This window comes from Botrimarina mediterranea (assembly GCF_007753265.1).
Lineage (GTDB): Bacteria > Planctomycetota > Planctomycetia > Pirellulales > Lacipirellulaceae > Botrimarina > Botrimarina mediterranea.
This window is the reverse complement of sequence record NZ_CP036349.1, coordinates 2,709,243-2,724,165: the sequence shown is the minus strand read 5'-3', so window position 1 is coordinate 2,724,165 and position 14,923 is coordinate 2,709,243. Positions and strand designations below refer to the sequence as shown.

The 14,923-nt window shown below is 63.0% G+C and carries 10 protein-coding genes; 4 read left to right on the top strand and 6 right to left on the bottom strand.

Translation table 11 applies throughout. From position 1 onward, the window contains the following. The first annotated feature begins 11 nt into the window (after positions 1-11). Positions 12-506: a hypothetical protein gene (locus Spa11_RS10670; protein WP_145111958.1), complete on the top strand. Its 495-nt coding sequence runs from the start codon at positions 12-14 to the stop codon at positions 504-506. Between the two features lie 66 nt (positions 507-572). After that, a complete protein-coding gene (locus Spa11_RS10665) occupies positions 573-1,658 on the top strand; it encodes a family 16 glycosylhydrolase (protein ID WP_197529902.1) in 1,086 nt (361 codons plus the stop codon). A gap of 436 nt (positions 1,659-2,094) precedes the next feature. Here Spa11_RS10665 and Spa11_RS10660 read toward each other — a convergent pair whose 3' ends face one another. Beyond that, complete coding sequence (locus Spa11_RS10660; protein ID WP_197529901.1) at positions 2,095-3,630, bottom strand: arylsulfatase; 1,536 nt, start codon at positions 3,628-3,630, stop codon at positions 2,095-2,097. 242 nt (positions 3,631-3,872) lie between these two features. Between Spa11_RS10660 and Spa11_RS10655 the strand changes: the two genes are divergently transcribed. Further along, positions 3,873-5,108 (top strand): carbohydrate porin, encoded by a 1,236-nt coding sequence (locus Spa11_RS10655; RefSeq protein WP_145111950.1) that lies wholly within the window; start codon positions 3,873-3,875, stop codon positions 5,106-5,108. Between the two features lie 92 nt (positions 5,109-5,200). After that, positions 5,201-6,130, top strand: coding sequence for an SHD1 domain-containing protein (locus Spa11_RS10650; protein WP_145111947.1), 930 nt, complete (start codon positions 5,201-5,203; stop codon positions 6,128-6,130). Positions 6,131-6,258: 128 nt separating this feature from the next. Here Spa11_RS10650 and Spa11_RS10645 read toward each other — a convergent pair whose 3' ends face one another. The 5 genes from Spa11_RS10645 to Spa11_RS10620 form a co-directional block, all read right to left on the bottom strand. Beyond that, the gene (locus tag Spa11_RS10645; protein ID WP_145111944.1) at positions 6,259-7,269 is read right to left on the bottom strand and encodes an HAD family hydrolase; all 1,011 of its coding nucleotides are present in this window, start codon (positions 7,267-7,269) and stop codon (positions 6,259-6,261) included. Between the two features lie 61 nt (positions 7,270-7,330). After that, on the bottom strand, positions 7,331-9,682 hold the full coding sequence (locus tag Spa11_RS10640) for an arylsulfatase (protein WP_145111941.1): 2,352 nt from the start codon (positions 9,680-9,682) through the stop codon (positions 7,331-7,333). Positions 9,683-9,797: 115 nt separating this feature from the next. Then, the gene (locus tag Spa11_RS23255; RefSeq protein ID WP_145111938.1) at positions 9,798-10,802 is read right to left on the bottom strand and encodes a hypothetical protein; all 1,005 of its coding nucleotides are present in this window, start codon (positions 10,800-10,802) and stop codon (positions 9,798-9,800) included. Positions 10,803-11,799: 997 nt separating this feature from the next. Continuing rightward, on the bottom strand, positions 11,800-12,798 hold the full coding sequence (locus Spa11_RS10625) for an SgcJ/EcaC family oxidoreductase (protein ID WP_145111931.1): 999 nt from the start codon (positions 12,796-12,798) through the stop codon (positions 11,800-11,802). Positions 12,799-13,418: 620 nt separating this feature from the next. Then, positions 13,419-14,837 (bottom strand): DUF1501 domain-containing protein, encoded by a 1,419-nt coding sequence (locus Spa11_RS10620; RefSeq protein WP_145111928.1) that lies wholly within the window; start codon positions 14,835-14,837, stop codon positions 13,419-13,421. Between the last annotated feature and the right edge of the window lie 86 nt (positions 14,838-14,923).

The window sequence follows — 14,923 nt, the reverse complement described above, 5'->3', positions numbered from 1 at the left end:
AAGGACGGTTGATGGTTGTCCATAACCCTTATCGATGGACCCTGTGTTGCGGATTGTTGTTCGTCGCCACGGTCACCGGCTGTAGCCAAAGCAGCCCCGAATCTACTCTTGCCTCGCTCAATGAGTCGAATGTCCAGCGGCTGACGAATCTTTACTTCGCCTACCAGAAGAAGCACGACTTCAACGGCCCTAAAGACGAACAGGACTTTCGGCAATTTATTCAAGGGATCAGCCCAGATAAGTTATCGCGGATCGGAGTCGATTCCGCCTCGATCGACACCGTTTTCATCAGCGATCGCGATGGCCAGCCACTTAGGGTTCGCTACCGAGTTAAGGGGAGCATGATGGGCTCTCAAGAACCGGTCGTCTTCGAAGCAGAAGGCGCCGAGGGAATGCGAATGGTCGGATTCCTCAACATGACCCAGCGCGAGGTGGATGCCGCCGAGTACGACCAGCTCTGGTCGGGGAAGGTCGCCGGCGGTTCTACTCGCAACAACAACTCTTAAGTCATCGGTCCCGATGGAGACAAGCGTACGATGAGCATTGTGAAGGCCACCTTGTCAATCGAAACGATGAGCTGCACCGCGCGCCGGCTGTGTGCGGCGGCCGCCGTCGCTACGACGCTGGCAATCCATAGCTCTGCAAGCGCTCAGGAGCCGCCCGCCCTTCCCGGTTGGGACCTCGTATGGCACGACGAGTTCTCCGGGGACTCACTCGACACCACAAAGTGGGAAGCCGCCGACCGCCGCAACAGCCACAACAATGAGAAGCAGTTCTACCATCCCAACCAAGTCGCCATCGCCGATGGCAACTTGAAGCTGACGGCCATTAACACGCCCCGAGACGGAAAGGCGTATCAGTCTGGCTTGATTACGTCGAAGGACCTCTACGGCCCGGGGCGGTTCGAGGCCCGCATCGACCTGCCGACTTCGCAGGGGATGTGGCCGGCGTTCTGGCTCAACGCCAACAACGTCTCGTGGCCTCAGGGGGGTGAGATCGACATCCTCGAGAACCGCGGCAGCCAGCCGAACCTCGTCAGTAGCGCCTATCACTGGCAGAAAGAGCCCGGCCCGTGCTGCAACGACCACCGCTTCGAGTTTCATGAGCACACCGCCGAGGTGAACGGTGAGCCCGTCAATTTCCACGAGGGCTTCCACACTTACGCCGTCGAGTGGGACGAGGAGACGCTTCGTTTCTACGTCGATGACGTGCTCCATTACACGCTCACCGAAACCCCCGATCGACCGATCTTCGAGACGCCCAAGAACATCATTCTCAACCTCGCCGTCGGCGGCGACTTCGGCGGCGACCCGAACGGCTCAACCGTCTGGCCGCAGACGATGCAAGTCGATTACGTCCGATACTGGCGCCCCGCTACCCAGGCGATGTCGGGAGACTACAACCGCGACGGCCTCGTCGACGCCGCTGATTACACGCTGTGGCGAGATAACCTCAATCGCACCGGGACCCGGCTCTCGGCCGATGCGAATGGCGACCAAGTTGTCGATTACCTCGACTACGAGATTTGGGAAGCGACCTACGGTCAGACGACCGCATCGACTGTGGCGGTTCCCGAGCCGCAGACCGTCGCCATGTCGATCGGTGCCGCAATCATTTCTCGCCTGTTGACGCCAATGCGTGCTACGAGCGCGGACTAGGGCATACTGCTCCTGGCCGTAGCGTCTGAGCCGTGGGCGGTAGCCCTCGGTATGGAGTATAAGTCGCGCTGTACTCCGCCACGGCTCAGGCCCTCTCTCCTCAGGAGCCGATACGCGTAGGCGTAGCCTACTCAAATCCGTGACTATGTCACGCTATCGCCATCAGAGTGAAGTGATGGCCTACCGGCCGATGCCGTCCGCGTAGCGGCTCACCCTCTCGATCATCGACGCAGGTTCGCGATTATTGGCCTCGTCGGTGTGACTGCGGCCGGCCTGGAACAGGCGGCTCATTTTGTCATCCCGCCCGTGCCGAGGGGGACGTGACGTTCTGCGGGTATTTCCCTAGAAAGAAGGCCGCCGGTCCCAAGTGGGACCGGCGGCCATGTGACATTAGCTCTTCGACGGTTTCAGCAGCCCGCAATGGTGAGCAGCGACGTTAGTTGCTGCCGATACCGCTGCTGATCTGCTCCTCGATCTCGCTGAGGTTCCAGGAGCCTGGCTTCTGACTCGGAGGAAATTCCTTCATCGTCATCAAGAACTTCCCCGCCATCTGCTGGATCGGAATCATCACAAAGGCGCGGTCGATGTACCAGTCTTCGTACGTGTTTGAGCCGATCTTCGCCTTCTCAAACGGGTCGCGACGCAGATTGTAGAGGTCGGGCGCACGCAACTGGACGAAGGGCTCCTTCCAGATCTGGAGCCGATTGGCGCGGTTTTCAAGGAAGACCACTTTCCAGTCGTTGTAGCGAGCGGCCATGACCTGGCCGTCGTCGCCGACGTACCAGAACTCTTTACGCGGCGACTCTTCAGACTCGCCGCTAAGGTAGTCGAGCTGATTGTATCCGTCGATGTAGTTGCGGTAGGTGCGGCCGTTGAGCTCGACCCCTTCACGGAGCTTCTCTTTGATGTCGGTCACGCCAGCGGCGGCGGCGAAGGTCGGCAGCCAGTCTTCGTGCGAGACGATGCCGTTGCGGGTCTCGCCGGCGGGGAACTCGCCCGGCCAGCGAACGAATGCCGGCACGCGGAAGGCGCCTTCCCAGTTCGAGTTCTTCTCGCCGTGGAAGGGGGTCGTACCGGCGTCGGGCCACGTGTTGTAGTGCGGGCCGTTGTCGGTCGAGTAGAGAACGATCGTGTTCTCGGCGAGTCCGAGTTCATCGATCAGCTCAAGCAATTCGCCTACATGGCGATCGTGTTCGACCATGCCGTCGCTGTACTCGTCCTGGCCGGAAATGCCACGGTTCTCTTCCTTCACATGCGTGCGGAAATGCATGCGAGTCGCATTCCACCAGCAAAAGAAAGGCTTGCCTTCTTTACTTTGTTTCTCGATGAATTCTTTAGCGACCTTGATCGACTCGTCGTCGATGGTCTCCATCCGCTTCTTGGTTAGCGCGCCGGTGTCTTCGATGGTCTGACCCCCCTTGCCGTCGGCTTTGCAATGCAAGACGCCGCGCGGACCAAACTTCTTGCGGAACTCGGGGTCCTTCGGGTAGTCCATGTTCTCCGGCTCTTCCTCGGCGTTGAGGTGGTAGAGGTTGCCGAAGAACTCGTCGAAGCCGTGCATCGTGGGGAGGTGCTCGTCGCGGTCCCCTTGGTGGTTTTTGCCAAACTGGCCCGTGGCGTAGCCCGCGCTTTTCAGCACGGTGGCCATCGTAACGTCGGACTTCTGCCAACCCTGCGGGGCGCCGGGCATGCCGACCTTGGTCATCCCGGTGCGGACCGGCACGTTGCCGCCGATGAACGCCGCCCGACCCGCCGTGCAACTCTGCTGCCCGTAGTAGTCGGTGAACGCCACGCCTTCGCGGGCGATGCGGTCGATGTTGGGAGTCATGTAGCCCATCATCCCGCGGTTGTTGTGGCTGATATTCCACGTGCCGATGTCGTCACCCCAGATCACCAGGATGTTCGGCTTGTCGGCGCCGTGGGCCACCGCGGCCAAGGCTAGGAGGCAGAAAAACCCGAGGGACCTGATCATGGCGTCGCTCATTTTAAGACAAGAAGGACGTGTTAGTTGGGCCTGCGCCCGCGCTGAAAGGTTAGCCCACCCCCCCCTCAATCGCCCAGCATTTTCGTGGCGTCTGGTTGCATTTTTTTGTCGTTCGGAGCGTTCGGAAGAGGCTGATTATACCGGCAAATCGCAGCCAACTCGAATGGAAATGGCCACTGCCCGATACCCTCTCACAAGGACCCGGCAGACCCGCACGGAGGCGGCTACCCATGCGTATTTCCCACATCGCCCGCTCCCTGGCGCTCGCCGCCGCCAGCGTGGGATCGGGCCAAGCCCTCGCCCAAGAGCCTCTGACCGGCGATTGGTACGGGAACCGTACGTACCTGGCGGACAACGGCGTCACTTTCCAGTTCGACGTGGCCCAGTTCTATCAGGGCGTCACCGCCGGCGGTCTTAACCAACACTTCAAATACGGCGGCCACGGCGACTACGTCACCAACGTCGATTTCGGCAAGCTTGGCGTCCAAGAGGGCCTGTTCCTCAAGGTCCGCGCCGAACACCGCTTTGGCGAAAACATCAACGGCGACACGGGCGCCTTCCTACCGGCGTCGGTGCTCACAGCCTTGCCGGTCGCCGACAGCGAAGAGCTCTATCTGACCAACGTCTTGTTCACCCAGGCGTTGTCGGAGCGGTTCGCTGTTTTCGCGGGCAAGCTCGACACGCTCGATGGCGACCTCAACGCGTTCGCCCACGGCCGCGGCAAGACGCAGTTCTCGAACGTCGGATTCGTCACCAACCCGGCGCTGCTGCGGGTGGTTCCGTACTCGACACTCGGGTGCGGCTTCGCTGTGCTGGGCGATGAGGGCGAGCCCGTCTTCAGCTATATGCTGCTCAACTCGGAAGACACCGCGAAGACCTCCGGTTTCAGCGAGTTGTTCAACGACGGAGTCGCGATGGCGGCCGAACTCCGGCTGCCCACCGAGTTCTATGGCCTGCCCGGGCACCAGCTGGTCGGCGCCGCTTGGAACAACCGTGAGTTCACGTCGCTCGGCCAAGACCCGCGCGTGGTGCTGCCGGACATTCCCGTGGCTCAGGCCAGCGACGCCTGGGCCGTGTACTGGAACTTCGACCAACACCTCTTCGTCGATCCCTGTGACGCCGGCCGTGGTTGGGGCGTCTTCGGGCGGGCGGCGATCTCGGACGAGGAGATCAATCCGCTGTCGTGGTTCCTCAGCTTCGGCCTCGGGGGACACAACCCGATGCGCGGCCACGAGGCCGACACCTGGGGCGCCGGCTGGTTCGTCGCGGGGTCGAGCGGCGAGATCGGGCCGATCATTGAGACGTTCCTCGGTCCGATCGGCGACGGCCACGGCGTCGAACTCTTCTACAACTGGCAGGCGACCCCCTGGCTCAACGTGACGCCCGACCTCCAGGTCCTCGCCCCGTCGCGGGAGAACGTCGATACGGCCCTGGTGCTAGGCGTTCGGGCGGTAATGCTGCTTTAGCCGAGTGGTGATGGGCGTTGGTCGCCAACGGACCGGTGACGGATTACGATAGACCTGTACTGGTCCCGTGATCCCTCTGCAGCCGATTCGCCATGACGATCCGCCCCCTCGCCTTCCTGGTCGCCGCCTGCCTCCTGTTCGTCGGCGCCACTAGTTGCGACGCCCGCACCTGGAGCGACAGCAGCGGGCAGTACACGGTGGACGCCGAGCTGGTGGCCCTCACCGAGAAGGCGGCCATCCTGCAACGGGGCGACCACCACCTCGTGTCGATCGACGTCGAGCAGCTCTCCGAAGAAGACCAGGCCTATCTCGCCACCGAAGAGGCCAAGCTCGCGGCCGACAGGGTCGCCAACAAGCAGCAGACCTGGACCACCGTCGGCGGCATCGAGATCATCGGCAACGTCGTCGACTTCGTCGAGCGCGACGTCACCTTCCAACGGCGGCGCAGCAAGGTCTACGTCAACGACCGCGTCTTCGACAACCTGCCGGACGTCTATCAGAAGATCGCGCCGCGTGTTGTCGCCCACTTCGAGAACCTGCCGACGATCAACGACAAGGCTTCGCTCGAGCGCTGGCTCGTCCGACGCCGCGGTCAGCCGGCGACCTACAAGGTCGAGGGCGTCATCCTCGAGCTCCCCAGCGGGGACGAGTACGCCTTCCCGTTCTTCTTGTTCCGCGACGAGGACCTCGAAGTCCTCAAGCCGGGCTGGGACCGCTGGGTCGCCGCCCACGGCAACTACGAGTCGCAGTCGAGCATGTCCGACGAACTGCGCACCCTCGCCGCCGCTCGTCAGCAAGACGCCGAGGTCACTCAGCAGATCGCCAAGCTCCAACTCATGATGCAAACCGTCGAAGCCGGCGTGACTTCGCTATGGGAAGTCACGCTCATGCCCGGGCAGGGCGTCGCCGGCACGCCACTGTGGGTCGTCGTCCCCGGCCGCGACAGCCGCCAAGCGACCGCTGCCGCCCTGAGCCGCAACCCGGGCTACATCGCCGGCCCCGTCCGCCGAGTCAGCAGGTAGAAGAAAGTTTTCTTCACCACGACGAACACGACGGCATTACTGATAGGACGAAGCTGGTCCCTGAGACAGGCCGTCGTGTCCTTCGTGTCCTTCGTGGTGAATCCTTCTTAACGCCCCTCGACGCAGCGTCACTGAGCGAAGACCGTCTTCCAGTCGGCTTTCATATCGACAACCGTCCAGCCGCGTTGCGGCGCCTCGTCGAGCGCCTTGTCGAGCTTGCCGATGTGGGAGTCGCGGTCGTAAGCCCACTCTCGATCGGCGTCGGTGTGATGGACGATCAGACCGAAGCTTGGCGCCTTGTCGTCCGCGCTACGTGGAATCGTCGTGTACTGGAGCATCTGCAAATCGCCGTCGGAGTTGCCCGCGGCGAAGATCGGCCGGCGGCCGATGTGCCGGTAGATCCCAACGGGTTTGCCGACGTTGTCGTCCACGAGAACCAGCTTGCCGGTCTTGAGAATCGTCGGGACGCCGTCGCGCATCTCGAACTCGGCGTCGATCGTCGATCCGATCACCTGCTCCGGCGGCACACCGTAGACGCGCTCGGCGAAGACGCGCATGAAGTCGATGCCGCCGCCCGAGACGATGAACGTCTTGAAGCCCTTCGACCGTAGGTAGTCAAGCAACTCGCGCATCGGTCGGTAGACCATCTGCGCATAGGGCTTCCCGGTCTGCGGGTGGCGCGCCGTCCGCAACCACTCTCGCACCGACGCGGCAAACTTGTCTGCCGTGATGTTTGCATGCGAGGCGGCGATGACCTTCAGCAAGCCCTCCTTGCCGGTAGCCATCAACCCCTTCATGTCGCCTGCGATAGCGCTCTTGTACGGCTCGGTCGTCTCCCACTCGGGATGCTCGGGCGCGAGCTTCTTGATGCGATCGATCGCGAACAGCCCCTGGAAGTAAACGGGCTGCTCGGCCCAGAGCGTGCCGTCATTGTCGAACACGGCGATGCGCTCGGCGGGCCGGACAAATCCCGCGGAGCCCTCGGTGGTGACGCTCTCGACGAACGCGATAATCGCCGACTTGGACGCGCCGTCGTTCCACGACGGCAACGGGTCCGCCTGCTGCGCGATGGCCGCGTTCGCGGTCAGGTAGAGGACACCGAACAGGGTGAAGGCCCTGGCGCGATCGATACTTTTCATTTCCTGCCCAAAGAGTGCGAATGGTCAACGCCTACCTAACTAAGGCGTTCAGTCTGAGTTGTCATTCGAGGTTCACCGTCACGGACTTCAACTTACCCTCGAACGCAAAAGGGACTTCGTAGTCATCCACCAACGGCGTGCCCGTATCGAAGCCGATGTCAAGCGTCTCGTCGAGCGTCACGCGATTGGGAATACTCTTCTCGACGCGTCCCTTGCCGATCGCCTTGTCATTGGCGTAAAGCGTTACCTCCGCGCCGGCGAAGGGTTTGTCCGCGTCGGTCTTGTAGACCGCCTTGAGCACAACGTCTCCGGTCGGCAGCTTGTTCTCGGACTCGATGTTGTAACGATCGACGCCGACCAAGTTGTAGTGATAGACGAGCTTGCCGTCCTTCACGAACAATCCGAACCCGCCAAAGCGGCCGCCCTGCGTAAAGAGCATGCCATCGGCGCCATGGTCGGGAATATTCACCTCGGCGACAATCTCGTGGCTCTTGTGCTTGAGGTCCGGCGCAGCGCCCTCGGGCAGACGCAAGTGGTTCGGGTAGGTGAACGTGGTGCGTCCCTGAGTGAGGCTCGGCCGATTCTCGACGTTCAGCCTCTCAGTCTTACGACCGTCGAGTGGCAGGACTTGGTACTTCGCGGCCTCGGCGAAGAACAACTTTACCAACTCTTGCACTTTCTCCGGGTGCTGCTTGGCCAGGTCGTTCGCTTGGGCGAAGTCCTCCTCGACGTGGTACAGCTCCCAGGGCATGTCGAGCAAGTCGATCGGCGGTGACTCGCTTTCCCAAGGTATGCCGCGTACCGCGCTGACCATCCAACCGTCGTGGTAGAGCCCCTGGTTACCGAGCATCTCGAAGTATTGGGTTGTGCGGCGGTCCTCGGCGTCGGCGTCATCGAAGGCGTAGGCCATGCTGACCCCCTCTATCGGCTTCTGCGCGACGCCGTTCAATTCGGCCGGCGCCTCGATGCCGATGACCTCGAGCAGCGTCGGGGCGATGTCAATCACGTGATGGAACTGATCGCGTAGCTCACCCCGGGCCTTAATCCCCTTCGGCCACGAGATGGCCATGCCGTTACGCGTGCCGCCGAAATGGCTGGCGATCTGCTTCGTCCACTGAAACGGCGTGTCCATGGCCCACGCCCATGCCGCGGGAAAGTGGTTGTAATGCTTCGCACTGCCCAGCGAGTCGAGCGAGTCGAGCTTCATCTCAAGCGGCTCGGCGATCGCATTGAAGAACGTCATCTCATTGACGAGGCCTTCGAGCCCCCCTTCGGCGCTCGAACCATTGTCGCCCGCCATGTAGATGACGATCGTGTTGTCGAGTTCGCCCATCTCGTCAATCGTATCGAGCAGTCGGCCGACTTCGTGGTCGGTGTGCGCGGTGAAGGCGGCGAACACCTCCATCATGCGGGCATAAACTTGCCGCTGATCCGCCGGAAGCGAGTCCCACGCAGGCAAGGAGTCGGGACGCGGAGTAAGCTTCGCATCGCTGGGGATGACGCCCTGTTTTTTCTGTCGAGCGAAGGTCTCTTCGCGGTACTTGTCCCAGCCGCCGTCGAACTTCCCTTTGAATTTGGCGATCCACTCCTCGGGGACTTGGTGCGGCGCGTGCGTGGCGCCGGTCGCAAAGTAGACAAAGAACGGACGCTGGGGGGCGACGGCCTTGGAGGCCCGCATCATACGGATAGCGTGATCCGCCAAGTCGGTCGTCAGATGGTACGGCGATCCGTCCTCGTTCGTGGCGGGCGGCTCAAGACGCTTCTTGTTCTCAACCAAGGCGGGGCTGTACTGATCGGTGTCGCCCCCGACAAAGCCGTAGAAGTAATCGAAACCGAGCCCGTCTGCCCAGCGGTCGAAGGGGCCGACGATGCTCGTTTCCCAGTCCGGCACGTTGTGGTTCTTGCCAAACCACGCATTCATATAGCCGTACTCGCGCAAGACTTCCGCGAAGGTGCCGGCCGATGCGGGGATGATCCCGTCGTAACCCGGAAAGCCCGTGCCGGCCTCGCCGATAACGCCGCTGCCCACCGAGTGGTGGTTACGTCCGGTCAGTAGCGCCGCGCGCGTCGGCGAGCAGAGGGCTGTGGTGTGAAACCGGTTGAAGCGCAGTCCGTTATTAGCGACACGGTCTAGAGCTGGCGTCGGAATTGCGCCGCCGAACGTCCCCATCTGACCGAAGCCGCAATCGTCGATGAGGACGATCAAGATGTTCGGCGCGTCCTTGATGCCGAATGTCTCAGGCGTCTTCAGCTTCGGTTTGACGGGTTCCGAATCTTTGTAGGTAAGGCCGATCTTGCCCTCGAACGCTCCGTCTGGTGGGGGCAACATCTGCTGGGCGAGCGCAATGCTACCGGCAAACGCTGCCGTGCCTGCCGCAATCAACAGCTGAAGTCGGTGGGTTGCGCGGTGCATAGGATTTCATGTCGTTTTGAGAGGCAGCCGAATCATCAAACGGCGGCAGTGCAGCTATAAGAGATGTGGGTCATCAGGGAGGGGTCGAGAGACCTACGTTCATGCCCCAACGAAGTCACTCGTTGTCACCGCCCTCTTCGTTCTCATCGCCCTCGTATTCGAGTCGCACCAGGAGCCAGTTCTCGGTCTTCTCGGCGCCGAAGTGAACCATCACCGGACACTCATCCTGCGTCAGGTTGTAGAGGCCGGTCTCGACAATGATGTCGTCGCTCTCGCCGATCCGCATTGCGACGCGTTGGGTCTCTTTATCCACCTGTCCGAGGACCGTCTGCGCAGTGTCGGTCTGAGAGTTGTAGAGCGTACCACTGACGATCCCCTGCTTGTTGACGGCCAGCTGTACCGTCCGCGAAGGCTCGCTGTCCTTTTCGTCAGTCGAGACCGCGAACGTACCCAACGGCATCCATTCCGCGTCTTGGGCCTCCTCTTCATTGGCTGGCGGCTGCACCGTCGCTAGTTCCGCCGCGCTCGCCGCGAAGTCCGCCGTCGAGCCCACTTGCTGACCGTCGATATAGACGCTGTTGTCATGGTAGGTCACGTTGCCGCCCGAACCGTAGTCGTAGTAATACGGCTGGCTCCAATAACCCGAGGGCGTTGACCACGTGAACCAGCTGTTGAGGTTCGCCCAGACCGGAACCGTCCACCAGTACGACCACCGGTTATTGTGGTTCCAGTAGTGGTAGTGCCACCCGCCCATGTGATGATAATGGCCGTTCCACCAGCGGGGTCCGAACCAATCGTTGTGGTGGTGGTAATGGCCCCAGTTGTGGCGGATGCTGTTGCCCCAGTTGCCCCAGTACAAGCCGCGGCTTGGATTGCGGGCGATCCAGTTGCCGAGGTTGTTGCCACCCCGATTGATGATCGTGTTCCAATTGTTATTGATGTTGATCGAGCCGGGACGGTCCGCCCAACTAGGCGGCCGATGGATGTGACTGTTGTCTCCCCCGGGGCGCCAGTCGCCGCCAGGGCGCCCGGGCCGGTTTACCCAGTCCGGTAGTTCTGGACGATCCCCGCCGCCGGGACGGTTCCCCGCACCAGGCCGATCGCCGGGGCGACCAGGCAATGTGACGGGGCGGTCACTACCGGGACGATTACCGGGCTTGGCAAGATCACCAGGACGGCCCGGCAGCGTAACGGGCCGTTCGCCAGCGCCCGGCCGATTCCCGCCGGGTCGATCCCCAGGTCGGGCGATGTCGCCGGGCCGGCCAGGTAACGTCACAGGACGTTCACCACCGGGCCGCGTCGCAGGAAGCGTCGTGGGTCGACTGGGCTTTTGGATGCCAAGGAAATCATTGAGGTCACCCGCACTAGGCCGACCGCCGGGACGCGTCGTGGGACGACTGCCTTGACCAATTCCGCCCGGCAGCGTTCCGGCGCCGGGGCGATTGCCGCCGGGACGGTTGGCCAGATCGGGACGGTTCGCTCCGCCGGGACGTGTCACTCCACCGGGCACATTGGGACGCGACGGCATCGGGACGGCGCCGCCCGGACGCTGCGGTAGTTTGTTCGCTAAGTTCGGAATGCTGGTATTGGGGCGTTGCGGCGTGTTACCCGGCAAGTTGGGTCGGGCGCCGCCGGGACGGTTCGCCATCCCAGGATTCAATCCACCCGCCGGTCGCTGGACGCCGCCGGGATTGGGACGGTTGATATTGGGCCTGCTCACGTTCGGCATCGACGGTGTCGGCCGAGCGCCGCCAGGACGGTTGCCAAAGTTCGCTCCGCCCGGGTTGGGTCGTGCGCCGGGGTTCGGAGGCCGAGAGACTTGCGGGCGAGAAACTTGAGGCCGACCGCCGCCGAGGCTGGGCGCACTCCCGTGCGAGATGCCACCGCCACCGGGCCTGGCGCCGCCCATCGGGCGTCCACCCCCGCCACCGCCCATGTGCGCGCCTCCACCCCCGCGTCCACCGCCGCCACGCATGCCTACCGCGCTGACATCCGCCGACTGGAGCATCCAAGCTACAACCGCTAACAGACAAAGGCAGCACGCCGTCCTTCGATTCGCCATGATTAACCAAGCTTGGATGAAGTAAAGCCTTCTGGAAGAGAGAACGACGGTCGGATTAGTCCCCGCCGGCGACCTTCTCCTCGTCCGCCGCCACAACGCGCGACACCCGCACCGGTTCGGCCGAAGGTTGGGGCTCGCCCGCAACCTCGCGGCCAACAGTTGCTACCTCGAGCGTATCCGCATCGATTTGACGGATCACTTGCGTGGCCGACGCGAGCGCTCCATCCGGAAGCGTCTGCGTCAGCCGCCCGATCCACTCGTCCCCCGTACGCGACCAGACGCCGTCGCCGAATCCCCCTTCAGAATCGAAAGACCACGAGCGGAACTTCTCGGCCCGCGGGTCCCAGCCGATCACCTGGGTGCCTTGCAGCACCGGCTCTCCGTCGTCGCCGGAGACGACATAGCTCCGCACCAGGAAGGACTCGCCAGCGCCCCAGCGGACCGTCGTCGAAACCGATGCGGCCTCGTTGTCGTCTTGCCACTCGCCCACTAAAAAGGCGAGCTCCTGCAGCTTGTCGCGCGGGGCCATCGCGACGGTCGGGGCGTACTCGTGAACGTCGCACAGCCGCCAACCCTCGTCGGTCTTCTTGACGACCGCCGTGAAGGCCGAAGCCATTGGGTCTTCGCCGGGGCTGCTCGTCGTCGTGGTCCCAACAAGCGACACCACGCCATCGGTGATGACATGGGTGCGATCGATACGAGTCGAGAGCTTGAGCGCCGGCTTCGCGGCGAAAACCTCAGCAAGCGATGTCTCAATCGCTTCGCGACCGATGGTCGCCGAGCCCGCCGTATCGCTACGCCAGACGGCGTCCTCGGCCCAAAGCGCAGCAGCGGCCTTGGCGTCCCCTTGGTTGAAGGCGTCGAGGTACTGCCCCAAGTACTCTTCGAGTTCTGACTTGGGACGATCCACCTCGTGGGCATGCGAATCAGCCGAGGCCGTTGCGGAGGGGGATTCCTCAGGGGTCTCTGCGAGCCCACTCTGAGCCTCGCCGATCGACGCGATCCCCCCCAACACGGCCACAAAGAGAACACACCTCCAACGCGACGCGGACATAGCGTACGCCCCCAAGAAAATGAAAAGTGGCTGAGCGCCAGCGATCTGCGGCGCCGCGAGCGCGCCCCAAATATCCTAGCTCAGCATTCGTATTGCAATCAAAACGAGTCCCGATTCCTGCGGTTTGTCGTGTGCCTTCCCGCGAAGTGGGGCCGACCCACCGATGGCTGCAGAGTCGAAGAACCGGACGCTAAAGCGTGCCGGCAGATCTTACGGGCGAGCCCTTTTTAGCCGCGGGGCCTTAGCCCCCGGTTCTTGCCTATCGTGTGACATACACCACTTGATCGCCAAAGCCTTTGATCAAGACGATTGACGCAAAATGCTCTCACACCGTCGGCTGAGGGCCGCGGGGACGCGTTTTTCTCGGGGTTTTTGTCGACACGCTCGTAGACGCGATAGGAGGCCCCTTCCAGCGTTCGGACGCGGCCCCCGAGGGAAGTGCCGAGGGGACCTCTAAAGCACGCTCTATCGCTCTCCCAGAGCCCCTAAACAGGTGTCCATGACCTGGGCCCTCCGCTCCGCGGATTCGGGTCCTGGGACCGACCTCCGGGAGAGCCCTCGGCTCCCCCTGTGCGAACCTCACGGCGCCCCAGGGACTGCGTCAGGCGCCATGGGCGGCTTTACGCGATCAGTCTCTCGACGACCGTCCCATGAACGTCCGTTAAACGGAAGTCGCGGCCGGCGTGGCGGTAGGTGAGCTTCGTGTGGTCGAAGCCGAGCAGCTTTAGCATCGTGGCGTGCAGGTCGTGCACGTGGACGCGGTTCTCGACCGCTTTGAAGCCGAGCTCGTCGGTGGCGCCGTAGACCTGCCCGCCGCGGACGCCGCCGCCCGCCATCCAGACGGTGAAGCCGTAGTGGTTGTGGTCGCGGCCGTTGATCTTGCCGGCGTTGAGGCCCTCCTTCGGCAGCTCGACCGTCGGCGTGCGGCCGAACTCGCCGCCCCAGAGGACGAGCGTCTCTTCGAGCAAGCCGCGCTGCTTGAGGTCTTTGAGCAACGCGCCGATCGCTTGGTCGCATTCACCGGCAAGGCGGCGGTGCTGCACTTCGAGGTCGTCGTGGCTGTCCCACGGTTGGCCCGCGCCGTGCCACACCTGCACCGTGCGGACGCCGCGTTCGACCAGTCGGCGGGCGATGAGCATCTGCTTGCCTTGCACACCGGGGCCGTACATCTCACGAATGTGGGCCGGCTCGCGCGTCACGTCGAACGCGTCGGTCGCCTCGGACTGCATTCGGAAGCCGAGCTCGAACGACTGGATCCGCGCCTCGAGCGCCGGGTCGAATTCCGCCGCCGTGTGGCGATGCTCTTCGAGCCGCCGCATTAATTCAAGCTGCGCTGCTTGCGCACTGGTTGGGGTTGCGCGGTTGCGGACGTGCTCGATCATCCGCTCGACGGTCTCGCTATTCGGATCGACATACGATCCCTGATAGACGCCCGGCAAGAAGCCCGACTGCCAGTTCTGGGTCTCTTGGATCGGGAAGCCGCCGGGACAGAGCACGACAAACGCGGGCAGGTTCGCGTTCTCGGCGCCGAGGCCATAAGTGAGCCACGACCCGAAGCTCGGCCGCGGCAGCCGCGCCTCGCCGCAGTTCATCAGCAGCAGCGACGGCTCGTGGTTGGGCACGTCGGCGTACATCGAACGCACCACGGCGATGTCGTCGATGCTCTCGGCGACGTGCGGGAAGAGCTCGCTGACCTCGATGCCGCTCTGGCCGTACTTCTTGAACTTGAACGGCGAGGGGAGCGGCGCGCCGGTCGGTCGTTCGGTCGCGGGCGCGCCCCCTTCGAGTGGTTTGCCGGCGTACTTCTCGAGGATCGGCTTGGGGTCGAACGTGTCGAGGTGCGACGGACCGCCGTTCATGAACAAGTGAATAACGTGCTTCGCCTTCACCGGAAAGTGCGGCGCCTTCGGCGCGAGCCAATCGGCGGCGCCGCCGCTCGACGCGGTCGCGGGTGCGCCGAGCATCGTCCCAAGCGTCATCGCGCCAAAGCCCATGCCACAGCGCGTAAGCATCTCGCGGCGGCTCAATAACGGGTCCATAAGCTTATATCGCTCAGTTTTTTACCACAGAGGCACAGAGAGCACGAAGGACGCACGGGGACAAGATTACTCAGTGCTTTCCTCGG